The 24,708-nt window shown below is 69.6% G+C and carries 25 protein-coding genes and 1 pseudogene; 13 read left to right on the top strand and 13 right to left on the bottom strand.

Annotated features, from left to right (window positions below):
- Positions 1-25: 25 nt before the first annotated feature.
- Entirely contained in the window at positions 26-337 is a 312-nt protein-coding gene (locus tag R5W23_RS32700) for a plasmid stabilization protein (protein WP_407936142.1), read from the bottom strand.
- 302 nt (positions 338-639) lie between these two features.
- On the opposite strand from R5W23_RS32700, the gene R5W23_RS17495 reads away from it, so the two are divergent.
- The 9 genes from R5W23_RS17495 to R5W23_RS17455 all read left to right on the top strand — a co-directional run bounded on the left by R5W23_RS17495 (position 640) and on the right by R5W23_RS17455 (position 7,487).
- The gene (locus R5W23_RS17495; RefSeq protein ID WP_261189866.1) at positions 640-1,287 is read left to right on the top strand and encodes a response regulator; all 648 of its coding nucleotides are present in this window, start codon (positions 640-642) and stop codon (positions 1,285-1,287) included.
- 589 nt (positions 1,288-1,876) lie between these two features.
- The gene (locus tag R5W23_RS17490; protein ID WP_320687401.1) at positions 1,877-3,235 is read left to right on the top strand and encodes an acyclic terpene utilization AtuA family protein; all 1,359 of its coding nucleotides are present in this window, start codon (positions 1,877-1,879) and stop codon (positions 3,233-3,235) included.
- Positions 3,235-3,576 carry an AtuA-related protein gene (locus tag R5W23_RS17485; protein WP_320687400.1) on the top strand — a complete coding sequence of 114 codons (342 nt, stop codon included), beginning with the start codon at positions 3,235-3,237 and terminating at the stop codon, positions 3,574-3,576. Before R5W23_RS17490 ends, R5W23_RS17485 begins: the two co-directional genes overlap by 1 nt.
- Before the next feature lie 40 nt (positions 3,577-3,616).
- Positions 3,617-4,396: an enoyl-CoA hydratase/isomerase family protein gene (locus R5W23_RS17480; protein WP_320687399.1), complete on the top strand. Its 780-nt coding sequence runs from the start codon at positions 3,617-3,619 to the stop codon at positions 4,394-4,396.
- 47 nt (positions 4,397-4,443) lie between these two features.
- The gene (locus R5W23_RS17475) at positions 4,444-5,370 is read left to right on the top strand and encodes a PfkB family carbohydrate kinase (protein ID WP_320687398.1); all 927 of its coding nucleotides are present in this window, start codon (positions 4,444-4,446) and stop codon (positions 5,368-5,370) included.
- 4 nt (positions 5,371-5,374) lie between these two features.
- A complete protein-coding gene (locus R5W23_RS17470) occupies positions 5,375-5,956 on the top strand; it encodes a GNAT family N-acetyltransferase (protein ID WP_320687397.1) in 582 nt (193 codons plus the stop codon).
- 7 nt (positions 5,957-5,963) lie between these two features.
- Positions 5,964-6,926 carry an ADP-ribosylglycohydrolase family protein gene (locus R5W23_RS17465; RefSeq protein ID WP_320687396.1) on the top strand — a complete coding sequence of 321 codons (963 nt, stop codon included), beginning with the start codon at positions 5,964-5,966 and terminating at the stop codon, positions 6,924-6,926.
- 124 nt (positions 6,927-7,050) lie between these two features.
- Complete coding sequence (locus tag R5W23_RS17460) at positions 7,051-7,284, top strand: type II toxin-antitoxin system HicB family antitoxin (protein ID WP_010045798.1); 234 nt, start codon at positions 7,051-7,053, stop codon at positions 7,282-7,284.
- On the top strand, positions 7,281-7,487 hold the full coding sequence (locus R5W23_RS17455) for a type II toxin-antitoxin system HicA family toxin (protein WP_261189873.1): 207 nt from the start codon (positions 7,281-7,283) through the stop codon (positions 7,485-7,487). Before R5W23_RS17460 ends, R5W23_RS17455 begins: the two co-directional genes overlap by 4 nt.
- A gap of 20 nt (positions 7,488-7,507) precedes the next feature.
- Here R5W23_RS17455 and R5W23_RS17450 read toward each other — a convergent pair whose 3' ends face one another.
- The 5 genes from R5W23_RS17450 to R5W23_RS17430 all read right to left on the bottom strand — a co-directional run bounded on the left by R5W23_RS17450 (position 7,508) and on the right by R5W23_RS17430 (position 12,220).
- Positions 7,508-7,990: a hypothetical protein gene (locus R5W23_RS17450; protein WP_261189874.1), complete on the bottom strand. Its 483-nt coding sequence runs from the start codon at positions 7,988-7,990 to the stop codon at positions 7,508-7,510.
- A gap of 113 nt (positions 7,991-8,103) precedes the next feature.
- The gene (locus R5W23_RS17445) at positions 8,104-8,793 is read right to left on the bottom strand and encodes a hypothetical protein (RefSeq protein ID WP_261189875.1); all 690 of its coding nucleotides are present in this window, start codon (positions 8,791-8,793) and stop codon (positions 8,104-8,106) included.
- Between the two features lie 204 nt (positions 8,794-8,997).
- Entirely contained in the window at positions 8,998-9,630 is a 633-nt protein-coding gene (locus R5W23_RS17440) for an RNA polymerase sigma factor (RefSeq protein WP_261189876.1), read from the bottom strand.
- A 119-nt stretch (positions 9,631-9,749) separates the two neighbouring features.
- On the bottom strand, positions 9,750-10,574 hold the full coding sequence (locus R5W23_RS17435) for a hypothetical protein (RefSeq protein WP_320687395.1): 825 nt from the start codon (positions 10,572-10,574) through the stop codon (positions 9,750-9,752).
- A gap of 32 nt (positions 10,575-10,606) precedes the next feature.
- Positions 10,607-12,220, bottom strand: a complete 1,614-nt coding sequence (locus R5W23_RS17430) for a serine/threonine-protein kinase (RefSeq protein WP_320687394.1) — start codon at positions 12,218-12,220, stop codon at positions 10,607-10,609.
- 223 nt (positions 12,221-12,443) lie between these two features.
- Between R5W23_RS17430 and R5W23_RS17425 the strand changes: the two genes are divergently transcribed.
- A complete protein-coding gene (locus R5W23_RS17425) occupies positions 12,444-12,839 on the top strand; it encodes a hypothetical protein (RefSeq protein WP_320687393.1) in 396 nt (131 codons plus the stop codon).
- Between the two features lie 192 nt (positions 12,840-13,031).
- On the opposite strand, the gene R5W23_RS17420 is transcribed toward R5W23_RS17425, so the two are convergent.
- The 3 genes from R5W23_RS17420 to R5W23_RS17410 form a co-directional block, all read right to left on the bottom strand.
- Positions 13,032-14,360 carry a leucine-rich repeat domain-containing protein gene (locus R5W23_RS17420; protein ID WP_320687392.1) on the bottom strand — a complete coding sequence of 443 codons (1,329 nt, stop codon included), beginning with the start codon at positions 14,358-14,360 and terminating at the stop codon, positions 13,032-13,034.
- Positions 14,361-14,372: 12 nt separating this feature from the next.
- Positions 14,373-14,522, bottom strand: coding sequence for a hypothetical protein (locus R5W23_RS17415; protein WP_320687391.1), 150 nt, complete (start codon positions 14,520-14,522; stop codon positions 14,373-14,375).
- Positions 14,523-14,615: 93 nt separating this feature from the next.
- Entirely contained in the window at positions 14,616-17,231 is a 2,616-nt protein-coding gene (locus tag R5W23_RS17410) for a polynucleotide kinase-phosphatase (RefSeq protein WP_320687390.1), read from the bottom strand.
- Between the two features lie 310 nt (positions 17,232-17,541).
- On the opposite strand from R5W23_RS17410, the gene R5W23_RS17405 reads away from it, so the two are divergent.
- Both R5W23_RS17405 and R5W23_RS32695 read left to right on the top strand, forming a co-directional pair.
- The gene (locus tag R5W23_RS17405; protein ID WP_320687389.1) at positions 17,542-18,315 is read left to right on the top strand and encodes a hypothetical protein; all 774 of its coding nucleotides are present in this window, start codon (positions 17,542-17,544) and stop codon (positions 18,313-18,315) included.
- Positions 18,316-18,652: 337 nt separating this feature from the next.
- Positions 18,653-19,045 (top strand): annotated as a pseudogene (locus tag R5W23_RS32695) (hypothetical protein); the annotation flags it as partial.
- Here R5W23_RS32695 and R5W23_RS17400 read toward each other — a convergent pair.
- Positions 19,015-19,152 carry a hypothetical protein gene (locus R5W23_RS17400; RefSeq protein ID WP_320687388.1) on the bottom strand — a complete coding sequence of 46 codons (138 nt, stop codon included), beginning with the start codon at positions 19,150-19,152 and terminating at the stop codon, positions 19,015-19,017. The pseudogene R5W23_RS32695 and the gene R5W23_RS17400 overlap by 31 nt on opposite strands.
- A 272-nt stretch (positions 19,153-19,424) precedes the next feature.
- Here R5W23_RS17400 and R5W23_RS17395 point away from each other — a divergent pair, with 272 nt between their 5' ends.
- On the top strand, positions 19,425-20,783 hold the full coding sequence (locus R5W23_RS17395) for a homoserine dehydrogenase (protein WP_320687387.1): 1,359 nt from the start codon (positions 19,425-19,427) through the stop codon (positions 20,781-20,783).
- Positions 20,784-20,970: 187 nt separating this feature from the next.
- Here R5W23_RS17395 and R5W23_RS17390 read toward each other — a convergent pair whose 3' ends face one another.
- The 3 genes from R5W23_RS17390 to R5W23_RS17380 form a co-directional block, all read right to left on the bottom strand.
- Positions 20,971-21,756: a type VI secretion system accessory protein TagJ gene (locus tag R5W23_RS17390; protein WP_320687386.1), complete on the bottom strand. Its 786-nt coding sequence runs from the start codon at positions 21,754-21,756 to the stop codon at positions 20,971-20,973.
- Between the two features lie 98 nt (positions 21,757-21,854).
- Positions 21,855-22,685, bottom strand: coding sequence for a hypothetical protein (locus R5W23_RS17385; RefSeq protein ID WP_320687385.1), 831 nt, complete (start codon positions 22,683-22,685; stop codon positions 21,855-21,857).
- A 97-nt stretch (positions 22,686-22,782) separates the two neighbouring features.
- Positions 22,783-24,708 carry an ABC-F family ATP-binding cassette domain-containing protein gene (locus R5W23_RS17380; protein WP_320687384.1) on the bottom strand — a complete coding sequence of 642 codons (1,926 nt, stop codon included), beginning with the start codon at positions 24,706-24,708 and terminating at the stop codon, positions 22,783-22,785.

The raw sequence follows: 24,708 nt of genomic DNA, 5'->3' as shown, positions 1-24,708 counted from the left end.
CTTGGCGCTACGGGAGGATTGCTTCTCACTTCGCGCGGGCCGCGTTGCGCTTCCGTGTAGCGGCAGCCTTTTTGGCGCTTTCTGATCGCTGTGCGGCGGTGCGTCCGGCCGATGCCGCTCCGCCCTTTACCCCGCCCCGGCGGGCCGCGGCGTTCGTGTCAGGCACCCCGCGCCCGCTACCCGATTTGTTTCCGCCACCCGAATCCGCGTTTACAGTCGCCCAGGCGCGACGCTCCGCCTCGTCTTCCGGCACACCGCGATCCTCATAACTGTCCGCGATGTGCTCGGCTTTTCGCTTTTGCTTGTCCGTGTATTTGTCCTTGCTACCGCGTGGCATGATACTCCCCTCAAGGTCCGTGGGCGCCTGAAAAGGAGACGCAAGCAACGGGCCAAACGGCGGACTCGGGTTAAGTTTCGCAGCCCGGCGCACTATGGGACAATAGACCGCGACCACGCGGATCTTGAGTAGCGACTCGCCCGACAGACGTTTGTCGCTGGGAAGCGATTGGGTGAGAACCGCACGAGCGGCACCTGATTTGCACGCAACTGGCGTTAAAATCGTCTTGGTCTGCCCCTGACCGAGTTCCGGCACCTGCCGGAACCGGAGCCGCCGGTTAGCCCAGAACAAGGAACCGTCAGATGGACAACATCCGCGTGCTGCTGGCCGATGACCACGCGGTCGTGCGCGAGGGGCTGAAAGCGCTCATCAGTGCCGAACCGGGTATGGAACTCGTGGGCGAGGCGAGCGACGGGCGGGCGGCCGTCACGCTTACTACGGAACTGGACCCGGATGTGGTGGTGGTGGACGTGTCGATGCCCGAACTGAACGGGGCCGAGGTGACCGCTCACCTGAAGGCCGAGCGGTCCGACCGCAAGGTGCTCGCGCTGACGGTACACGAGGACCGCGGGTACATGCGGCGGTTGCTCGAGGCCGGGGCCGCCGGGTACGTGCTCAAGCGGGCCGCCCCGTCCGAATTGGTGCAGGCGATCCGAGCTGTCGCCGGCGGGGGGACGTACCTGGACCCGGCACTGGCGACCGGGGAACCGGGCGAGTTCAGCGACCCGGCACGTGAGGCCGGTGGCACCGGCGCCGAGCTGAGCGAGCGCGAGACCGAGGTGGTGCGGCTCATTGCCTTGGGGTACAGCAACAAGGAGATCGCGGGCCGGCTCAAGCTGTCGGTGAAAACCGTCGAGACGTACAAGACGCGGTCGATGGAAAAACTCGGGGTGCGCACCCGGGTAGACATTGTCCAGTACGCGGCCCGACGCGGGTGGCTCGCAACCTGACCCGCTGGGCTGAGCAAGCGCGAGGCCGCAACGGCTCTGGACGTATCACATCTTTGGTGCCCCTCGATTCGTGGGGAAGTCAGAGAGCCAATTTTCCCAAAGCGGTCTGGCACGCAAGGCGAAAGCTCCAGAAGCTGGGCGGCCCATATGCCCACTACAAGGCACTCGCGTCCCCGTGGCTGAGCCCTTCTGTCCGACAATGAGAACGACCGACCAGAAGTCGCCAGGTCAGCAAGTCATAAAGTCACAAGACATTACCACTAATAAATTTGCGGCCTTGCGACTTTCGCCGAGCGGACTTTTGACCGGAAGTCCTTACTGGTGCGGCTGTGAGCGTCATTCGCGATCTCGCCCATCCAGTGCGATAAAGTCTTGGGGAACGTCGCGCTTGGGACTTGTCGTGCGCGTTCCGCGCGTCGGCGGCCGGGTGGAAGTGGGTTAGTCCCAGAGGCCGGATGAACGCGACGATCAGCCCAGCAATCTCCGCGAATAGGCTCACACAAAGCAAATGGTAAGACACGGCGGCGGCGTGTGCGTCCGTGCCGCCCGTGATAAGATGACTGGAGACCCAACCTTTCCGGTGGCCGTCATGAAGCGGGTGCGAATCGGGAACGGGTGCGGCTTTTGGGGCGACAACCTCGACGCGCCCGTCGAGCTGGCGTCGGGCGGGGGGCTCGACTACCTGACGCTCGAGTACCTCGCCGAGCTCACGATGTCGATCCTCGCCGTCCAGAAGGCGAAGGACCCGGCCGCCGGGTTCGCGACCGACTTCATCGACGTGCTTTCGCGCCTCGCCCCCGTTCTCGGAGCACAGCCGAAACTCAAGGTCGTGACGAACGCGGGCGGGATGACCCCCCACGCGTGCGCCCGTCGGGCGAAACAGGTTCTTACGGCCGCCGGACTCGCGCACAAGCGCGTCGCGGTGGTGAGCGGCGACGACCTGTTCCCGCGGCTCGACGCGCTCGTGGCCGCCGGCCACCCCCTCAGCCACCTCGACAGCGGCGCCCCCCTTGCCGAGATCCGCGACGCCGTGGTGAGCGCGAACGCGTACCTCGGAGCGCGGCCCATCGCGGAGGCGCTGGCGCTCGGCGCGGACATCGTCGTCACCGGGCGCGTCGCGGACGCCTCGCTCACGGTCGGCCCGGCGGCGTTCGAGTTCGGGTGGGAGTTCGGCGCGCCGGCCCTCGACCGGCTCGCGGCGGCCACGGTCGCGGGGCACCTGATCGAGTGCGGCGCGCAGGTCACCGGCGGGCTGTGGATCGGGGCCGACGACGCCACGCGGCTCGGGAGCGTCGGCTACCCGATCGCGGAGCTGAGCGCGGACGGCTCGTTCACCCTCTCCAAGCCGGCCGGGACCGGCGGCGCGGTGAACCTCGAAACGGTGTCCGAGCAGCTCCTCTACGAGGTGGCCGACCCGGCCCGCTACTTCACCCCCGACGTGGTGGCAGACTTCACCACCGTTGCGCTGACCCAGCAGGCGCCGGACGTGGTGCGTGTGACCGGCGGCACCGCGAACGGCCTCACGGACACGTACAAAGTCTCGGTGGCGTACCGGGACGGCTTCATGTCCGCGGGCACGCTGGTCATCGCCGGGCCGGGCGCGGCGGCGAAGGCCCGGCGGTCGGGCGCGGTCCTCCTGGAGAAGTTGAAGCGGGCCGGGTTCACCTACGCCGAAACGCGCGTGGAAGCGCTCGGGGCCGGTGACTGCGTGCCGGGCGTCGTCGGCGCGGCGGGCGACCCGCCGGAGGTGGTGCTCCGGGTGGCGGTGCGCGACCCGCGGCGGGCGGCGGTGGAGCGGTTCACGAAGGAGTTCGCCCCGCTGGTGACCTCGGGGTTCCCGGGGACCACCGGCTACACGACCGGGCGCCCGCCGGTGCGCGAGGTGTTCGCGTACTGGCCGGCGCTGGTCGCCAAGTCCGCCGTCGCGCCTGTAGTGGAGGTGGTGTGATGCCCCGCGTGCCCCTCTCGCACATCGCACACGGCCGCAGCGGCGACAAAGGGTCGCACGCGAACGTCGCGGTGATCGCCCGCACGGACGCCGGGTTCGCCTGGCTCCGCGACAACCTCACGGCGGAGGCCGTGGCCGCGTACTTCGCGCCCCTGGGGCCGAGCCGCGTGGAGCGGTACGAGGCGGCCAACGTCCGCGCGCTCAACTTCATGCTGTACGACGTGCTGGCGGGCGGCGCGAGCCGGTCGCTGCGCACCGACACGCAGGGTAAGACATTGGCGGTGGCGCTGCTGCGGATGGAAGTGGACTGGGACGAGCCCGCCCCCGGCCTCCCGTCCTGAACCGCCGTCGGTCCGTTCTTCGACAACGCGAGGGCTCCCGATGTCCGATGTCGTTCGGTACGAGCTGCGCGGGCCGGCCGCGGTGGTCACGCTGAACCGGCCCGAGAAGCGGAACTCGCTGTCGCGCGAGCTGATCGCGGATCTGAGCGACGCCTTCTTGCGCGCCGCGAGCGATCCCGACGCGCGGTGCGTCGTCCTGACGGGCGCCGGCCCGGCGTTCTGCGCCGGGATGGACCTGGACGAACTGCGCGCCACCCTTGGCCCCGATTCTGATAAGGTGTGGGACGACGCGCACCGGCTCTCGGCGCTGTACGAGCTGATCTACACGCTTCCGAAGCCCACGGTCGCCGCGGTGAACGGGGCCGCGGTCGCCGGTGGGGCGGGGCTGGTCACCGTGTGCGACCTCGCGGTCAGCGTTCCGGACGCCAAGTTCGGCTACCCCGAGGTGCGCCGCGGGCTCGTCGCGGCGATGGTGATGCCGCACCTGCTGCGGCACGTCGGGGAGCGGATGGCGCGGTGGCTCTTGCTCACCGGCGAGTTGATCGACGGCCTCGCGGCGCTCCGGATGGGGTTGGTCAACCAGGTGTCCTCTGCGGAAACGCTGATCGCGACCGCCGGCGAGTGGGCGCGGGCGCTGTCCGAGGGCGGCCCCAAGGCGCTCGCGACCACGAAGGACCTGCTCCGCCGCTGCTCGCGCCAGGGCGTCGCGGTGGACGCCCTCGCAAAGGCCAGCGCCGAGCCGCGTCTGACCGAGGAGTGCAAGGGCGGTCTGGCCGCGTTCTTCGAGAAGAAGCCCGCGCCGTGGGCGCCCCGCCCTTAAACGGGTGAACCCGCTCCGGCAATCCGGCAACTGGAGGGCGCCGATTCATGAACCCCATCGTCGGCATCGGCGAGGTGCTGTGGGACGTGTACCCCGACGGCCATAAAGTCGCCGGCGGGGCGCCGTTCAACTTCGCGTTCCACTGCCACCAGCTCGGGCACCCCTCCGTTATCGTCTCACGGGTCGGCGCCGACGAACTGGGCCGCGAGCTGCGCGAGCGCGTCCGCGAGTTGGGCCTTTCGGACGAGTACATTCAGACCGACCCCGAGCACCCGACCGGCACCGTACAGGTGACGCTCGGGGCAAACGCGGTCCCGAAATACACGATAACGGAATACGTGGCCTGGGATTACATCGCCTGGGAGGACCGATTAGAGGCGCTCGCGGCGTCACACCGGGCGGTTTGCTTCGGCACGCTCGCGCAACGGTTCGGCACCCCAGTTCCCGTTCACCGATTTACAACGCCGCGCAGCACAACGGCACTGGCCGTTTTCGATGTGAATTTGCGCGGCTCGTATTTCGACGTTGATCGCCTGGAGTGGGGGCTGGGCGTTTGCGACTGGTGCAAGATCAACGCCGACGAACTCAATACTTTGCGTGCCTTACTCGGCTGCTCGACGCCAAACGAACTCGCCCAAGGGTGGATGTCGGCGTTTGCCGAGCAGGCGGTGATTGTGACGCACGGCGAAGGCGGGTGCGAGATCTACCACCAGCGAGAAGCGCGCGACGCGAAAGGCGATCCGCTCTTCCCGTCCGAAGCGTTTGCCGTGCCCGGTGTGAAGGCAAACGTTGTGGACACGGTGGGCGCCGGCGACGCGTTCACAGCGGCGATGGTGTGCCTGCACCTCGAAGGGAAGTCGCTGCGTGAGGCCGCCGCGTTCGCGGTCCACTACGCGGCGCGGGTGTGCGAGCAGCCCGGGGGGACGCCCCGCATCGCCCGCGCCGAGGTCGAACGCGCCGCCGGGCTGAGGTGAGGCCGTGAAACCCCACTTCTGGCGCCCGCCCGTTCTTTCCACCGAGCGCGTCACGCTCCGACCGTTCGTCAACGAGGACGCGGAGGCGCTGTTCGAGTACGCGAGGAACCCGAACGTCACTCGGTTCACGCTTTGGGACGCGCACCAGACCGTTGCGGACACGAACACCTTCATCCGCGATTACGCTGTGCTACGGTACATGGAAGGGATGCCCGAGCCCTACGCCATCACGCTCAAACCCGCGCCGCAGCCGGTCGGGTCGTGCGGATGCTTTTGGGCCGCCGAGCCGCACCGCACGATGGAGCTGGGCTACTGGATCGGCGAGCCGTTCTGGGGCAAGGGGTACGTCGCCGAGGCGTGCCGGGCGGTGCTCGGGCTCGCGTTCGCGGAGTTCGGCCCCGAGCGGATGCAGGCGCGGGTGATCGACGGGAACGCGGCGAGCGGGCGGGTGCTCGAGAAGCTCGGGTTCCGCTACGAGGGGACGCTCCGGCGGGCGCTGTTGCGCCGGGGGCGCTTCGAGGACGTGCGGATGTACTCGCTGACGCGCGAGGAGTGGGGCCGGGACCAGAAACCTGAAATCACGTGAGGCGCGGATGGGTACGGGCGTCGCGGACCGGGTGCGCGGGGTGCTGTTCGGCCAGGCCGTCGGCGACGCGCTGGGCTTCGGGACGGAGTTCCTCTCCCGCACGGACGTCAAGAAGCACTTCCCGTTCGGGTTGCAGCGGTACGCGCAGCTCACCCGGTTCCGGCCGTGCCCGGAGTGGCAGCCGGGCGACTGGACCGACGACACCGACCAGATGCTCTGCATCTGCGACAGCCTGCTCGCGCGCGGCCGGTTCGAGCTGCTCGACATCGCGGCCCGCATCCGCCACTGGGCCACCGCGGACGGGTTCGGCGTCGACCAGGTCGTCTACACCGCGGCCCGCGACCGCCGCTTCCTCACCGACCCGCACGCCGTCGCGCAGCGCTATTGGGAGACGAACGGGCGGGGGGCCGCGAACGGCGGGGTGATGCGCACGTCCGTGCTCGGGGTGTGGGGGCACGCGGACCCGCGGCGCGTGCGCCAGAACGCGGAGGAGGCGTGCCGGCTCACCCACGCCGACCCCCGGTGCGTCGGCTCGTGCGTCGCGGTGTGCCTCGCCGTGCGCGAGCTGCTCCTCGGCGAGGATGATATGAACGCCCTGACGGACGCCGTTTCCGAGCAGGTGCGGGAGTACCACCCGGAACTCGCCGACTGCCTCTCGGCCACCGCGGCGCCCTCGCTGGAGGCGTTCGACCTCGACGAGGGGCTGAACCCGAACGAGCCGGACCGCGCCGGGGACACGCTCAAAGCGCTCGGCGCGGGGTTCTGGGCGCTGCGCAACGCCCACTCCTTCCAGTCCGGCATTTCGCACATCATTCACGAAGGCGGGGACGCGGACGCGAACGCGGCAGTCGCCGGCGCCCTGCTCGGCGCGCGGTTCGGGGCCGCCGCGATCCCGGCCGAGTGGCGCCAGGGGCTCGTTTACGGCGCCCAGCTCGAAACCCGGGTTCAGCAGCTTCTCACACACTTTTAAGAACCGGCGCGAACTTCGCCCGCCATTTCACTTTTGCACGCAACTCCCCCCCAGATCCTTTAGAGGGAGCATACAGCATTTCCTCTTTGACGGTATGATTTTGGTAGTGCCTGAGGGCCGAGCCGTGCCGAACGCGCAACCGATCGTCGTCCAGGTGACCGTCTCGGTCACCGCGCTGGTGTACCCCGAGCCCGAGGCGGGGGGGTACTCGGCCGCGGTGCCGGCATTGCCGGGGTGCTACACCGAAGGCGAGACGCTCGACGAGGTGCGGGCCAACCTGCGCGAGGCCGCCGAGGCGTGGCTCGCGGCGGCGCACGACCACGCGTCCCACGCCCCGCGGCGCGAGGGAGAGGCATGAAGCGGATGTTCGGGTTGCAGATGTGTCAGTCGTTGGAGAGCCGGGGGTGGGTGCTGGTACGCGTGTCCGGGGTGCATCACATTTACCGGCACCCCACGAATCAGCGTTACACGATCGTCCCCGTCCGCCGCAGCAAGCCGATGAAGCCCACCACCCAGCGGCACCTCGCCCGCGACCTCACGCCGCTCGTGGACGAGTTGTGAGCCGAGAGGGGGCGGCCGTGTTACTTCTTGTCCGTCAGCCTGCCGGTGATGCCGGACACGCTCGCGCGGGTCGCACGGATGCGGTCGAGCAGGTTCTGTTTGGCGATGCTGGCAGGGTCTAGCGGGAGCCCGGACACGGAGGGCGACGGCCCCTTCGCGTCCCCCGCGAGTTTCGCCGCTTCCGCCTTCTCCTCTTGCGTCTCGCCCTTCGACAGCCGGTCCTCGGCGTCCACGAACCCCATTTCGCCGTACATCTGCTTCAGCTCGCCGACGCGCACCACCCGCTCGAGCCGGATGTACCCGATCTCGTCATAGGGCACGAAGAACGCGCGGCCCTCGTCGGTCGTGCCCCCCTCGCGCCCGCGGAACACTAGGTACGTCGGCTCGAACCGAACGACCACCTCGACCGAGAGGACGAACTGGTTCCGAAGGACCAGGTTCATCTGCGGGTGCGACGCCTCCGGAACCCGCTTGAACATCTCGACGCAGTCTTCGCGGCGCACGTCGGCCTCCTCCGGGGGTTCCGAAACTCGGACACAGAATCCGAACGAAGGCACGCCCCACACGGGTTCGGATCTCGTGCGTTCTCGTTCCGATTTCCCGCCGCCGGGCGGGGTCAGTCGCGCATAACTTCGAGCGCCTGGGGCGGTTGGGTGAACCGGCGGTACAGCCAGACCTGCGAGGCGCCGGCCACGAGCCCGCCCCCCGCACACACCACGCGCCAGTCGAGCAGCCGCTCGAGCGCCCCTTTCGGCTCCGGCCGCAGAACCCCCGCCCCGGGATCGTTCTCGCGCAGCGCCGCGGCCCGGGCCGGCCCGGCGTCCTCGAACGCGCTCAGAGCCAGGGCGAGAGCGGCGGTGGTCAGCAGCGCGCCGAGCAGCAGCAACAACGGAGGGCGGGCGAGTGCCCAGGGGTCCCGCTGGTACGGCTGGAGCCGGTACCCGTCGCCGAGCCGCCGCCAGAACTTGGTGAAGCACATGTCCGCGGCTTCCGACGTCGCGAACACCACCGTCAGCCCGCTCGTCCCGAGCCCGCCGCTCACGTACTCGGCGGTCAGCGTGTTCCGCAGCAGGTCGAGCCGGAGCCGGCGGACCGCGATCAGCTCCACGACCACCGCGAGCGGCCCGAGCAGTTCCTCCAGATTACCCCCGTTTTCGATCGCGGCGACCAGTTCGGCTCGCGGCGCGCCCGCCAGGGGCGCTAGGTACAGGCGGGTGGCGGTGAGCACGACGAGCGAGTGCGAACTCACGTCCGGATGCGCCCACACCCGCCGGCGGGTGGCGCCGGGGAGGGTGGTGTCGAGCACTATTTCGCCGGGAGCGGCCATTACGGTTGGAGGTGGAACGAGGAACAATCCCACGTGTAACGGGTAGCACGCCGGGGGGGACGGGTCAAACCGAGAGGGGCGGGCGCGGGGGGTGAAAAGGCACAGTCCGGACACGCCGCAGCCGCGCCTAACGGCCGCAGTTCCGGCGCCAGCCACTTTGAAACGACGCAACCCGGCTGATCCTCACTCCGCCTGAAGTTCTGGAAACACCGCGGGGGACAGCTTTGCAGCGACGAGGTGGTCGTGCAGCCGCTTCTTGACCTGGAACTTCAGGTTCGCAATGTCCTGCTCGGTCCGCTTCAGCCGGGCCGCCACGTCGGCGTTGCCCCAGCCCTTGACGTACAGGAGTTCCAGCGCCATCACCTTCGGCCACTCCCCCTTGGTCTGGAAGTCGCGCACGAGGTCGCGGAGCGCCTGCCCCAGAGCGACTTCCTCGCGCTCGCGCTGCTCCGAGCTGCGGGCCAGCGTCGAGGCGCCGCGCTGCCGGTCGTCGGCCCGCGACATCGCCTCGTCCTCGCTGTCGGTGCCGCTCTGGAACCGGCTCCGGCCCATCTTCCGCAACTGGTCCGTCACCTTGTGGGCGGCGATGGTGAACAGCCAGGTTTGCAGGTCGCGCTTGTCGTCGTAGTTCACCAGGCTGTTGCTGAACCCGATGAACGTTTCCTGCACCACGTCCTCGACCGAGGCGTGGTCCTTGAGCCGGCGCCGCACGTACGCCGTGAGCCGGCCCCGGTACCTCTTATCCAGTTCGGCCCACGCGGTCTGGTCGTTGGCCCGCACCCGGGCGATGAGCAGCCGGTCGGATTCGGTGATCATGGGCAACCAGCCGGTGTTCGGTGTCGTGGCGGTCGAGCGTTGTGGTGCCGAGTACCTTGGCCCGACGGTCGCTTCCGTCCGGCGCGGCGGCTGAAGCGGAGCCGGGCTCTAACCGCTCACTATACGAGCACCAGCGCGGCGGCGGCAGCGACGGCCAGGGTTGCGGCCCCGATCGCGAGCCAACTCGTCAGGTACCCGCGGGTCCACTCGTCGGCCCGGAGGAACAGGAACCCGGCCAGCGCGATCGCGGTCAAGGAGCCGAGCACCCGCAGCCCCCCGGCCACTCGCTCCTGGGTCCGCAACTCACGCACCTGATCGGCCGTCACCTCCACGTCGTACTCAACGTAAACCAGTTCCCCCGTAACGCCGTACCGGGCGAACGTGCTCGCCTCCTCGGCGTCCGGCGGGCGCACGGTGCGGCTGTCTTTGCGCAAGAACTCGTGGCGCACCTCGTTGGGCGCCACCTTGTGCCGCACCGGCGGGTCCAGTTCGGCGAGCCGCTTTTCGACCACCTCGCACGCCAGCATCAGGGCGTCCTCCTCGGCCTCGGCCTCGGTCGCGTACGGGATCGCGCTGCTCACCCGCTCGCGGACCACAAGCGCCCCGGTCCCGGGGCGCGGCGTCGCCTTCGGCGCCGGGGCGGCTTTCATCACCACAACCGGCGGCGCGGGCGGGGCCGGCGGCGTGCCCCCCTTGGGCGCCACGGCACGGCCGAGCAGCGTGTCCTTCCACGAGCGCCGGACGGCCAGTTCCGGGTGCGCGTCGGCCTGGGCCTGAGCGGCCCCCGCAACGCAGTCGGCCGCGAGCGTGCCGGCGTCGCGCCGGGCGCGGTCGGCCTTGCTGCCGATCGCGCCGCCGGGCGGCGCGGGTTTGGCGCACGCGGGCAGTACGAGGCACAGCCCGACCGTCGCCAGCCGGATCAGGTTCCGCCCCCGACTCGTCATGACGCGCCCCCTCCGTTGTTCGTTTCGGTCGCTCATGCGCGGGTCCGCGGCGGCGGGCCGGCCCACGGGCTGGCGACCTGCGCGGCCACCGCCGCGATCACCAGGACCGCCACCCCGGTCATCGCCGGCGGCACCTCATGGGGCCGCAAAAACAGGAACACCACGCCCAGCAGCCCCGCCCAAAAGATCGGGACGAACCGGACCCGCTCGCGCCGCCGGTAGTCAGTCGCCCGCCACCACGGGCACAGCCCCACGGTGGCCCCGAAGTAGACCAGGTACCGCATCGCGGCGCCGAGCGTGTCCTGCCCCAGCCGGTGCCCGGTGAACAGGACGACATCGCGGGTGGACGCCGCCGCGGTGCCCGTCGGCAGCCCCCACCCGTCGAGCCAGAAGGCCAGCCCGCCGACCCCCAACCCGAAGGCCGCCTGGACCGCGCGCCGGCCCCACGGGTTGGCCTCGCTCCGCTTCGGAAGCCGGCCCAGGACCATCACCGCCCACGCCAGCGCCGTGGACAGCAGGAACACGCGCCCGAGCAGCGCCCACTGCACCGGCCCCTGGAACACGGCCCAGGGGGCCGTGCAGGCGGCGGCGACCAGCGGCGCCAGCGCCACCCCGCCGGCCAGTTCGGTCAACCGGTCGCGCACGGTACGCACCGGCGGCCACGTGGGCGGCACCTTCGGTGCCCGCGTGGCCCGGGGGGCCGCCGGCACCGGCACCGCAACCGGGCGGACCGCGTCGGGCGGGGCCAGGTCCAGCGGCTCGGGCATAACCGGGGTCGCCCGCGCGGGGGCTGGGAACGATGGGGTCGGGAACTGGGTGGCGGTCGGCGCGTCGGCCCGGCGCCCGCCCACGAACACGTCCTCGACCGCCCGCGCCAGCTCTGCGGCGGTCGCGTACCGCTTCGCGGGGTCCTTCTCCAGCGCCCGCCCGATCACCTCGCGGTACGGCGGGGGGAGCTTCGCTAGGTCTGGCGTCTCCGTAATGTGCTTCAGCAGCACCTCGTAGGGCGTCTCGCCGTTGAACGGCCGCAGCCCGGTCACCATCTCGTACAAGATGACGCCGCACGCGTAGATGTCGATGCTCGCGGTGTAGTTCCCGTTCTTGATCTCCGGCGCCATGTAGTAGGGCGTGCCCACCCCGCGGCTCAGTTCGTCGCGCTCGCTGCCGCTGATCCGCCGCGACAGCCCGTAGTCGCCGATCTTGAGCTGCCCGTGCTCGATGAAGATGTTCCCGGGCTTCAGGTCCCGGTGGACGACGCCCTGGTTGTGCAGGTAGCCGACCCCGCGGCACAGCGCCGCGAACCACTCGCGCACCACCGGCGTGGGGAGCCCGGTGGGGTGCTTGTTGATGACGTGCGCGAGCGACTCGCCGAACACGTACTCCATCACCACCCAGTGCTCGCCGCGGGCGTCGGTCCGCAGGTCGAACAGGTGGACCAGGTTCGGGTGCTTGAGGTTGAGGCAGTGGCCGACGCCGCGGAGCTCGGCGTCCGTGCTGTTGCACAGCAGCTTGAGCGCGACCTCTTTGCCACCGTCGCTGACGGCGAAGTACACTTCGCCGAACGCGCCCTGGCCGACGCCCCGTTTGAGGGTGAACCCGTCGAGCGGGCGCTGCCCGGACCGGTAGGTGAACTTCATCGCGGCCATTACGGACCCCTGCGGCGGGGGGCGCACCACCCCTCTCATTCCTAATGATTCGCACGCCCGGCACGCACATTGGAACAAAAATTCGGTGCCGCGGCAGTTGGGGGCATTATAACCGCCCCGCGGCTCCGCAGGACAATTGGTTGCCGCGCCCCCGCTGCGGCGTACAACACCGCCGGTCGGGTACGCGCCTGGTGGCCCGTTCCCCACTCTTGGAGGACCGACGATGAAGAAGCTCGCGCTCGCTGCGTTCGTGTTCGGGCTGGTCGGGATGCTCGCGCTCGCCGGCACCGCCCGCGCGGCGGACAAGAACGACGCCACCGGCACCTGGAAGGTCACCGCCAAGCTCGGCAAGAAGGACGTGGAATCGACCTGGAAGCTGGAGAGCAAAGACGGCAAGCTCACCGGCACCGTCACGATGAACAAGGGGGAGGTGAAAATCGAGGACGGGAAGATTAAGGACGGCGAGTTCTCGTTCAGCGTCACCCGCGAGATCAAAGAGAACAAGGTGACCAGCAAGTACACGGGCAAGGTCACCGGGGACACGATCAAGGGCACCGCGACCAGCAGCTTCAACGACAAAGAGTTCAAGAGCGAGTTCGAGGGCAAGCGCGAAAAGTAAGAGGCCGGCCCGGGCGCTCCTCATGGAGCGCCCGCGCTTACGAGCCCTTCCCGCGCCCAACCGCGCGGCACTTCAGCGGCGTGTGCAGGACCGAACACGCACCCCCCGCAAACGACAACAGATTCGCCTGATTAACCCTTCGTCCGTCTGCCGTGCGTGCGGAAACGGGTCACGCTCGTGGTCCGTGGCCATTTAACGAACACGCCACTGCGGGTGAGACTTGAGGACGTCCGCTCGCACCGCGCTCGTGCCTCTAAAATTGCTAATAGTGGCAACGGTAAGCGTTTCGATGCCGGCGAGTTGCCGGAGCCCGGTGTCGGTGATGTCCGCTCCGATCAAGTCGAGCCAGGAGAGCCCGGTCAAGTTCGCAAGCCCCTTCAGCCCCTCATCCGTCACGTCTTTACTTTGAATTGATAATCGCATTAGTGTGGTCAGGGCGGCCACCTGCTTCAGGCCGCGGTCGTTGATCGGCGCCCCCGCTAGGTCGAGTTCCCTGAGCTTCCGCAGTGCAGCAAGATGCTTTAACCCCGCTCCGGTTATCGGTGTGCTGGCGAGAGATAAGAAGACGAGGGCCGGGAGCGGTGGCACGTGCCTGAGCCCATCATCGGTGACGGGTGCCCCGTCCAGCACCAAGTACTGGAGCCGGTGCAGGCCCGCGAGGTGCTTCAAGCCGCTCCCGGTCACGCGGCTCCCTCTCAAGTCCAGTACGCGCAGCTCGGTGAGCGCCGCCAAGTACTTGAGCCCCTCGTCCGTCACGGCCTTCGGCGGCGGGAAGCGCAGATCTTCGAGCCGCACCAGCCCGGCGAGGTGCGCGAGCGCGGAGTCGGTTCCGCAAGGGACGTGGAGCTTGCGCAGCTCGGCGAGCGGCGCCAGGTGCTTGAGCCCCTCGTCCGTCACCGCCGTGCGGCCGAGATCGAGGCTCCGGAGTTGCTTCAACCCGCCGAGCCGGCCGAGCCCGGCGTCTGTCAGCCCCGTGCCGCCGAGGTCGAGAAAACGGAGCTGGAGGAGTTGCTTGAAGTGCCCCGCGGCGGCTTCATTTCGCAGCGGAACGTCCCGAAGGCCCAGGTGCTCGAGCTCGCGCAAGTTGGGCAGCACGTCCAGCCCTTCTTCCGTCACGTTCGTCCCGGAAACGTCCAGGTGCCGCAGGTTCGTCAGGCCGTTCAGCTTCCGGAACCCGATATCGGTTATGGCACTGAACGAGACATCGAGGGCGCGAAGCTCGGACAGCTTGGCGACGTGGTCGAGATCGGTGTCGGTCAGCCGTTCGGCACCGCCCGGCTTAGCCTGACAAAGGGCCAGTGCGATCAAGTGCTTGAACCGGACGATCTCCCGCAGCCAGCCTTCCGGCAGCCGGCACATCGTGTGGTCCAACCCGAACGGTTGTTCGGGAGCCGGAAGGTCGACCGGCAGCTCCGGCGGAAGAAGGGTCTTCCCGTCCGGACCGAGCCGGCCCCAACCGTGGGGGAAACGAAACGCCGGCGTTTCGCCCGGCTGGGCGGTCGCGCCGGTGCGAAAGCGCAAGTGCTCGTCTAGCTAGCCGACCTCGGCACCGGCCTTTTGCCAGGCCGCGACCACGTCCGCGGTGAGCGGCTTGGGCGCACCGCCCGGCGGCGCCGGCGCGGCGCACAACCGCCACGGGGTCAAAAGCGCCACACACACGGCCACGGCCCCCATCGAGCGCATACCAGCTCCTCCGAAACGGCTGTCCGGTAAGCTAACCAGGCGCGCGGCGCGCTCGCAATCGCAACCGAGCCCGGCGGCGCCCGCGCGGGCGCATCACAGGCGCGGGTCGATCGGCTCGCTCTCCAGCGCCAGGACCGCGAACACGCACTCGTGAACCGCACGCAACTCGGCCCCGCGGGCGAACCGCTCCAGCCCCTCCAACCCTAGCCCGAACTCGCGCGCCGCCAGCCCGCGTTTCGCCCCCACCGCCCGGTGCTTCAGCCGGCCCAGGTGCTCCGGCGCCAGATAGTCCGGCCCGTAAATGATCCGCAGGTACTCGCGCCCGCGGACCTTCAGCGCCGGCTGCGCGAAGAACTTCCGCCCGCGGGTCAGCGGTTCGAGCGGCTTCACCACCATCCCCTCGTCCCCGGCCTCCGTCAGGTCCAGCCACCATCGTGTGGCGGCTTCCTCCTGGGCCGGGTCGGTCAGGTCCACCACCCGGAACGGGGTGGCGAGCACCTGTGGGGCGGTCGCGAGTTCCGCGAGCGTCCGCATGTGCCACTCGTGCGTCCGGTCGAAGTACAGTTGGCCCTCCGTGGCGAGCAAGAAGAACGGCGCGAACTTCAGGTCCGCGACCGAGTTCACCGGCCAGCAGTACCGCCGGTACGCGGCCACGAACCGCTCGGCGGCTTTCGCCTTGGCCGCGAACCGGCCCGCGAGTTCGGTACCGCCCGGGCCGAACAGCGAGTTGACCTCCGCCAGTGCGGCGGTCGCAGCGCTGCCGGTGGCGGCGTACTGGCGCCGCAACAGCTCCTGGGCCTTCGCGGACCACGGCATCAACTCGCCATCGAGCGCGACCCAGTCCGTACCGAACTTCGCCCACCAGTCGGCCCGGGTGAGGGCGTCGCGCAGCAACCCCAGGAACGCGGCCTCGGTGGCCGGGTCGTCGAAGAACCGGCGCCCGGTGCGGGTGTAGACGATCCCGCTCTCACCTTCCGCGCCGAACCGGCGGGCCGCCGCCGCCTCGTCCTGACACACGACCGCCACCGCGCGAGAGCCCATGTGCTTCTGCTCGCACACCACCCGGTCCGCGCCCTCGCTCCTGAAGTAGCGGAACGCTTCGGCCGGGTGTTCGAGGAACTCGGGCCGCGCCGACGCCTCGCACGGCGACATCGTCGGCGGCAGGTACACGAGCCACCGCGGGTCGGCCGCGAACCGGGACATCGACTCGAGCGCCGCCGCGGCGTTCTCTTCGCGGATCGTCACTTTTCCGGCGAAGCGCGTCTCGATCGTGCGCCGCCCGATCACGTCGGCGAGGTCGGGGTCGGCGGAGCGCTCGCCGCTCGCGCCCTCTGCCGGGGAAGGTGAGGCGGCATGGCCCCCTGCGTGCCCCTCGGCCGGCGCGGCTTGTCCTCCGGGGACGAGGGCCTGCGGGGGCGGGGCCAGTGGGCGCTTCGGCTCGGCGTACTCCTTCTCGGCGGGCACGCTCACCAACTCCTGCTCCGGGTAGCGGAGCGCGGTAAGCTTCCCGCCGAACACGCACCCGGTGTCGATGCAGATGCATCGGTTCACCCACTCCGGGGTGAGCGTCGGCGTGTGCCCGTACACCACGGTCGCCCGGGCGCGGTAGTTGGCCGCCCAGTTCAGCCGAACGGGCAGCCCGAACTCGTCGCTCTCGCCGGTCGTGTCCCCGTAGATGGCGAACGCGCGCACCTTGCCCGATACGCGGCCGTGCATGTCGGCCGTCAGCCCCGCGTGCGCCACCACCAGCCGCCCGCCGTCGAGCACCAGGTGCGACGGGAGCCGGGCGATAAACTCCCGCACCCGAGCCCGCTGCTCCGGCAGCTCCTTCTCGAACTGCTCCACCGACTGCGCCAGCCCGTGCGTGAGTTTCACCTTGTCGGGCGTGTTGAACCACCGCAGCAGCTTGTCTTCGTGGTTCCCGAGGACACAGAACGCCACCCCACGTTCGACCGCGTCAATAACCAACCGGTACACGCCGGGCGTGTCCGGGCCACGGTCACAGAGGTCACCGACGAACACCAGCCGGCGCCCCTCCGGCGGCGTGACACGCCAGAACGCGGCCCCGTCGGCGGCCGTTTCCTGCGTGAGCGTGTAGCCGAGCGCCCGGAGCAGCGCGAGTAACTCGCTCAGGCACCCATGAACGTCGCCGATCATGTCGAACGGTCCGCGCTCGTCCCGCTTGTTCATCGGCAGCCGGTACCGCTCGAACGTCGCACCGGCGACCTGCTCCTCGTCCTTCAGCACAAACACCCGGCGGACGCCCTCGTCTTCCAGCCGCCCGAGCGAGCGGCGCAGGTCCTCCGCGTGGCGCTGGGTGACGTGCGGGCCGAACGGCCGCTCCGCGGCTCGCTGCTGGTTTCGCGCGTGACAGAACTCCGCGCTGAAGTCGAACACCACCGCGGTCACTTGCGCGTGGTACTTCCGCGCCAGCTCCAGGAACGGCTTGCGCGACTCGGCCCGCACGTTGGTCGCGTCGATGACGGTGAGCTTACCGAGCCGGAGCCGCTTCTCGCACACCAGGTGCAGTAACTCGAACGCGTCTTCCGATGCGGCCTGGTTCATCTCGTCGTCGCACACCATGCCGCGGAAAAAGTCCGACGATAGCACCTCTGTCGGGCGGAAGTGTTTGCGCGCGAAGGTGGACTTGCCGGACCCGGACGGGCCGACCAGCAGCACGAGGGCGAACTCCGGAATGTGCATCGTCATGGGTTGAGTTGGTCTCCCGGGCGGTACGGATCGGATACAGATTTAGGCTGGGACCGGAATGACCCGGTGTTCCGAGCATGGGTTCACGTGTGACCAATTCTGCCGCCGGAATAATCGGCACAATCGCTACGAACTACCCATTTGCCGCCGTTGAACGCTTCCTCCTGGGGAGTAATATCGTGGATGTTCGGCACAACCTGTCGAACCGCTCCGGGCGCCCGACGGACGCCCGCCGCGTGTTTGCCCGCCGTTCGGCCCCGGGTACCCCTATCAAGCCGGTGCGCCGAACTCATCCCAGGAGTTGCTCGCAATGTTTTCCCGTCTCGCCTCGCGGACCCGCCTCGCGGCGGTGGCCGCGGCGGTGGCCCTGTTCGCGTCTGCCGGGTCCGCCCAAGCCGACACGATCAACTTCACCGGCAGTACCCTCAACACCGCGCCGGCCAACGACGGCGTGAGCTTCAGCGGCACGATGACGCTGAGCACCCCGACCACCGTCGGCGGCACGACGTCCGCCACCCTGACCATTTCCATTACGAACACGACCAGCACGACCTACCCGGGTAGCGACGCGGTGAAGTACGGGTACATCACCGGCTTCGGGTTCAACGTGCCGAACAACGTGACCGCGACCGCCTCGAAGACCGGGAACTTCAACTTCCTGAGCGCCGCGGCGAACACGACCTCGCTGCAGGGCGGCGAGTTCGATTACGCGTTCAGCACCTCGGCCAGCGAGTTGCACACGGTCGCGACCAACGAGATCTCGAAGGGGTTGGCCGCAGGCCAGTCGGCCACGTTCGCGGTGAAGCTGACCGGCAGCGGGCTCCTCGGCCTCACGGCCGAGAAGCTCATCCAGGAGCTGAGCGCGTCCCCGGGGTACAAGCTGTCGGTCCGGTTCCGCTCGACCGACACCTCGATTTACAAGGGGAATCAGTACCCGGACGGGGACAAGGTGGAGTTCACGAGCTACTCGGTCGTGACGCCCCCGCCGCCGAGCGCGGTGCCGGCCCCGCCGGGCCTCGTGCTCGCCAGCATCGGGTTCGGCAGCCTGTTCTTCGGCCGGCTCCGGTTCCGCCGGGCCAAGTAAATTCAAGCCAGACGAGACCCACGCGCCGCGGCTCAGTTTTGGGCCGCGGTTGTTTTTTGCGCCCGCGTCTTGCGCGCCGTAAACCCGGGCAAGCGCGGCGCGCATCCGGCGCGTGGGTTCGCTAACACCTTCCCTACCGTCCCGGCTCCAACAGAGGCCCCGCACTTCGCGTCAATTGGCTTGTTTCCCAGGGCTTTCAGCGCTCAGCCCGGCGCAAGCCGCGCGTGCCCCGCGCGTTCGGCACGGTGGGTGCTAAAGGAGCGGCACACAGCACCGGCAAAGCCGGCGCGAACGAACCGTCCCCTGCGGTTCACTGCCCCTGAAGGAGCGATTCGAAATGTTGGCCCGTCCCGCCCGCCCGCTCGCCGCGGTGCTCGCCGTCCTCGGCCTTATGGCCGCCGCCCCCCGCGCCTCCGCCGAAACGATCAACCTGACGCTGAACGACAGCGGTACCAGCGTCACCTACAAGCCCAACGGCGGCTCGTCCACGACGGTGAACGGCGGCCCGTTCCACTGGACCCAGAGCACCCCGCTGAACACCAACTACGCGACCGCGGTCACCACCTACTGCATCGACCTCGACCAGACCGTCAGCAAGGGCGGCACGTACACCTACACCGTGCAAACGGACCTGAAGCTGGCCCCGACGATTGGCACCGCCGCAAAGGCCGCGGTGATCACCGAGCTGTTCGACCGGTACTACAACACCAGCCTGACCAGCGCCGCCAGCGCGGCCGCGTTCCAACTGGCGCTGTGGGAACTGGTGTACGACGGGGCCACGAGCAAAAGCCTGAGCGCCGGCCGCATCCAGGGGAGCAACTCGCTGGCCAGCAGCATGTTGGGCAGCCTCGGCGGCGCGTACTCGACCCACGACCTCGCGGGCTACCACCTCGTCGCGCTGGTGTCCGGCACCAAGCAGGACCAGATCATGGTCGTGAAGGACAGCACCCCGCCGCCGAGCGCAGTTCCGGCCCCCCCGGCCGTCGTGCTCGCGGGCATCGGGTTCGGCAGCTTGCTCCTCGGCCGACTTTACGACTCGGCTCCCGAGAGTGGCCGCACGCGCCGGCGCCGCGATAATACGCCTACCCTCGAGAAGGCGGTAGGCACTCATGAACGACACGCTGGGCATCGCACTCATCGGTTGCGGGACCGTCGGCGGCGGGGTGGCGCGGGTGCTGCTCGCGCACGCGGACCGCGTCACGCAGCGCGCGGGCCGGCCGCTCGAGCTCCGGCGGGTGGTGGTCCGCGACCCGTCGAAGTCGCGCGACCCGCTGATCCCCCTCGACATCATCTCGACCGACATTCACGCCGCGATCAACGACCCCGGCGTCCACGTCGTGGTCGAGCTGATCGGCGGCACCGGGCTGGCGAAGCGGGTGGTGCTGGACGCGCTCGCGGCCGGCAAGCACGTCGTCACCGCGAACAAGGCGCTGCTGGCCGACGCCGGCGCGGAGGTGTTCGAGGCGGCGCGGCGGGCGGACCGGACGGTGTGCTTTGAGGCGGCGGTGGCGGGCGGGGTGCCGGTGATCCGCGCGCTGGGCGAGAGCCTGGCGGCCAACCAGGTGACCGCGATCCAGGCGATCCTGAACGGCACGTCGAACTTCATCCTGACCGCGATGGCCGAGGGCGGGAAGAGCTACGCGGACGCGCTCGCGGAGGCCCAGAAGTTGGGCTACGCCGAGGCCGACCCGACGCTGGACGTGGACGGCAGCGACGCGGCGCACAAGCTGGCGATCCTGGCCCAGATCGCGTTCGGCGTGGCGGCCAAGCCACACGAGATCGCGCGCCAGGGCATCGACACCATCGAGGCCATCGACATCCGGTTCGCGAACGAACTCGGGTACACGATCAAGCTCCTGGCCGAGGCGTGGACTGGCGGGCACAGCCACTCCGGCAACGGGGCGAAGTTGAGCCGCAGCGGGGCCGTGCCGGCGGAGCCGACGGTGGCGCTGCACGTGGCCCCGGTGCTGCTGCGGCACACCGACCTGCTGGCCCAGGTGCGGGGGGCGTACAACGCCGTCCTGGTGTACGGCGACGTGGTGGGCGAAACGCTGTACCAGGGGCCGGGCGCCGGCCAGATGCCGACCGCCAGCTCCGTGGTCGCGGACCTGATCGACCTGGGTGTGGGGCGGGCGCAGCGGACGTTCGCGGCGGCCAAGTTGTGGGGCCGCGAGGACCGCGGGTTCACGGTGGAGCCGCCGGAGCGGGTGCGGAGCCGGTTCTACCTGCGGTTGCAGGTCGTGGACCGCCCCGGTGTGCTGGCGGACGTCACCCGCATCCTGGCGGACGAGGAGATCAGCATTTCGAGCCTCGTGCAGCACGAGGCGGAGGAAGAAGGCGGCGGCCCGGTCCCGCTAGTGGTCGTGACGCACTACGCCTCAACCGGCCGGTTCCGGAAAGCGCTCGACCGCATCACCCGGCTCCCGACGACCGCCGCCCTGCCGGTGTTCTTCAGTATGGGCGACTGACATCGCACCGCCCTTGACGCGACTCGTGTGCGATCCGGCTGGTTGTGTCTGTTGCCTTTGTGGCACAGACATTCCTGTCTGTGCGGCGACTGAACATCGCACAGACAGGAATGTCTGTGCCACAAAGGCAATGTGATTCAGGGCCTGCGTTGCAGGGCGCCGGTTCCGGTCGGTACGGGTTCGCCCTTCACTTCACCTCAATGAGGCGGCACTCGGACAGCGGGATTTCGTCCTCATCGCCGACTAGCAGCAGCTTCGCCCCGACGCACCGCGTCGGCCCGTTGTCCGGGCAGACGTGATCGGTCTCGAGCCCGAGGGCGAAGGCGCCGTCCGCCCGGTACGAGGCGGGGTACACGAGCGGCAGGTGGACGTCGAAGGTGCTCCCGTCCCGGAGCGTCAGCGCGGCGGGCCGGTAGAGCTGGTCGAGCAGCGCCTCGGCGGGGGCGAGCCGCACCTTGCGCAGCGCCTCCCACGCCACCCACAGGTATTCGCCGCCGCGGAACGCTTCGAGCACCGACGCGAACCGGTCGTCGGCGTCGCGGAGCCCGTCGAACTCGCGCCCGTCGATGAACCCGCGCACCACCGGGCTCACGCGGTCGGCGGCGTCGACCGCCCGCACCGCCCGCTCGGGCTCGGCGCGCCGGAGCCGCTTCACCGCCTTCCAGCGCCGCGCCGCGTGGTCCGGCGGCGGCTCGGGAACGATCGTCGGCTCGCGCCCTTCGAGCGTGCGCAACCGCTCGCTGCGAAACAGCCGGTGTAAACCGCGCTCGGTCTCGGGCCACTCAGGTGCGTCGGTGTGGACGCGGGCGATGTGCTCGGTCGCCTCGTCGAGCCGCCCCGCGAACGCGAGCAGGTCCGCGAACAGCCGGAGGGCGGCGGGGTCGTCCGGCCGGCGCGCCACCGCGGCCTCTTGGAGCGCGACCGCGTCCGCGAGCCGGCCGTCGGCGAGCATGTCGTGTGCGGTCGGTTCCATACCGACAGTGTACACCGCGCCGCCGGGGGCGCAACAACGGGCGCGCCGGGAGCGTCTTATGGGGCCGCGAACGGCCGCACGCGCTCCCGCAAACGTGGTTACGCGGCCCGTATGACCGCGGGAGCGCCGGCCGCGCGACCGGCCGGAACCGGGCGCCCGGCCAGCCGTGACAGCGCGTCGGTCACTTGGAACGGGTTCAGCGTCTGCACCATTTCGGCCCCGGCGTGCAGCCCCGAGAACCGACGCTCGGCCGCCGCGGGCGCGAGCACCGCCGGCCCGATCAACACGACGCGCTCGCCTCTGATGCGGGGCACCACCGCGAGCGGCTGATCGGGCCAGAGCCAGTGGCCGCACCCGGCGAGCCCGCCGGGCAGCGTGCCGTCGGCCCGCAGCGCGTCCGGTACGAAAAGCTGGAACGCGTCGGGGTGTGTCGGGGCGAGCAGCTCGTGGAACTGCCCGACGGTTGCCGCCCCGCGAACGTGCAGCCGCACCCCGGTGCGCTCCGCCGGCGCGAGGGCTAGGAACACCTCGTCGTCCGGAACGGCCAAGAGGTCGGCCAGGTCGCGCGCGGCCGGACAGTGCGCGGCCAAGGCGCGTGCGGCCCCGTAAATCCCGTCGATCGCGCGGGCCACCCGGCGCACCTCGACGGACCCGATCAGTTCGGTCAGCTCGGCGCAAATGTGCGCGGTCAGGGCGCCGAACCGGTCCGGCGCGGGGCCGCGCGCGTGCTCCAGTTCGGCCTGCCGCCGCGGGTCGAAGAAGAACAGAGCCGGCTCGTCCCACCGGGCCGGTACGAGCTGTGAAGCGGCGAGGGCGAGGGCGTCGCGCAAACGCAAGAGGCGGGGCCGGGCGGCGAACGCCGGCTCCGTTGTGATCGGCGCCACAACGGGTTGCAAACCGCCGAGGCGGTTGATGAGTTCGGCTGGCACGGCGCGTCCTCCCTGACGCTGGACAATCCCACGCCGGCATTAGACGCGACCCACGGGGGCAGTTTCAAGCCGAACCCCCGCCGTTCCCAATAGCGGGTCACCCGTTCAGCTCCACGGCCTCTTCCCAGTGCTGGTAGAGCAGCGCGAGCGCGCCCTTCGTCTTTTCCAGATCGGACATCGTTTCGCGCAGCCGGTTCGCGTCCTTGTACACGTCGGGCGTTTGCAGCGCGGCTTCGAGGTCCGCGACCCTCTGTTCGGTCTTCGCGATGTCCGCCTCGATGTCCGGGACCTTGCGGTACGGGAACTTGCGCTTCGGCTTCGCGGCCTTCGCGTCGCCCGCGGGCGCTCCTCCGGTCCGGCGCGCGGGCGCATCCTCGCCCCCGGACTTGCGCCCGGGGCTCGCCTTTTCGGCCTGCTCGCGCGCCTGGCGCAGCAGCTCGTAGGTGTCGTAGTTGCCGTACACCACCTCCGTGGTGCCGTTGTCGAACACGATCAGCAGGTCCGCGACGCGGTTGAGGAAGTAGCGGTCGTGGCTCACCACGATGCACGTGCCCTCGAACGCCTTCAGCGCCTGCTCGAGCGAGTCGCACGCCCAGATGTCGAGGTGGTTCGTCGGCTCGTCGAGGATGAGCAGGTTCGCCCCGTTCACGGTGAGCTTCGCGAGCGCGGCGCGCGACCGCTCCCCGCCGGACAGCGACTTGATCGGGTGCTCGACGGTCTCGCCGTGCAGCCCGAAGCTCCCGAGCAGGTCCCGCATCTTCTGCTCGGTCTGCTGCGGGTCGTCGTCCGGCCACACCGCGCGGAGCACGCTCTTGTCGGGGTCGAGGATCGCGAGGTGCTGGTCGAGGTAGCCCGGGAACACCAAGTGCCCGCGCTGCACGAGCCCGCTCGTGGCCGGCTCGTCGCCCAGCAGGATGCGCAACAGGGTGGTTTTGCCGCACCCGTTCTCGCCCACGATCCCGAGCCGCTTGCCGCGCGGCAGGTCGAAGTTCAGGTTCTCGAACAGGGTCCGGGTGCCGAACCGCTTGGTCAGGTCCTCGGTGTGGAACACCACGTCCCCGGATCGCGTCACCTCGCTGAACGCGATGTCCGGGCCGCTCACCTTCGTGGGCTTCTCGAGCCGGTCGAGCTTGTCGAGCGTTTTGACGCGCGACTGCGCCTGCTTCGCGAGCTGGCCGTAGTGCGCCCGGCGGATGTACTCCTCCTGCTTCTCGATGTACTCCCGCTGCGCCTCGAACTCCTTCAGCTCGCGCTCGAACTTCTCGTCGCGGAGCCGGACGTACTGCTTGAAGCTCCCGGGGAAGCTCGTGATCTTGCGGTCGTGCAGCTCGAACGTCTTGTTCGTCACCTTGTCGAGGAAGTAGCGGTCGTGGCTCACCACCAGCATCCCCTCGGGCTGCTGCGCGAGGTAGTTCTCGAGCCACCGGGTGGTGGTGATGTCGAGGTGGTTGCTCGGCTCGTCGAGCAGCATCACGTCCGGGGCCGAGAGCAGCAGCTTCGCGAGCAGGAGCCGCCGCTGCTGGCCGCCGGAGAACGTGTTGGCGTCGCGCTGGAAGTCCGACGCCTTGAAGCCCAGGCCCGCGAGCACCCCTTCGACCTTGTGGTCGAGTTCGAACGCGTCGTGGTGGCGGAGCAGTTCCGAGAGCCGGTCGAACTTCGCGCTGAGCTGGCGGTGCTGGGCCTCGTCGGTCGCCGCGGCGAGTTCTTCGGCCACGCGCTCGAACTCCCGCTGGGTGGCGAGCAGCTCGTCGAACGCGCTCTTGGCCTCGGCGAAGAGGGTGCGGCCGGTCGGGAACTCGGCCACCTGGAGCAGCAACCCGAGGCGCGCCCCGGCGTGGAGCGTGACCTTGCCGGAGTCGGCCTCGTCGAGGCCGGCGAGGATGCGCATGAGCGTCGTCTTGCCGGCACCGTTGGGGCCGACGAACCCGACGCGCTCGCCGGCGTGCAGCTCGAACTCGACGCCGTCGAACAGCGGCGTAGCGCCGTACCCGCGAGAGAGATTCGTGCAGGACAGGAGGAGCAT

Origin of the sequence: Gemmata algarum (assembly GCF_034097035.1) — a bacterium.
In the GTDB taxonomy this organism is placed as follows: Bacteria; Planctomycetota; Planctomycetia; order Gemmatales; family Gemmataceae; genus Gemmata; species Gemmata algarum.
This window is presented reverse-complemented; position numbering and strand designations above follow the sequence as displayed.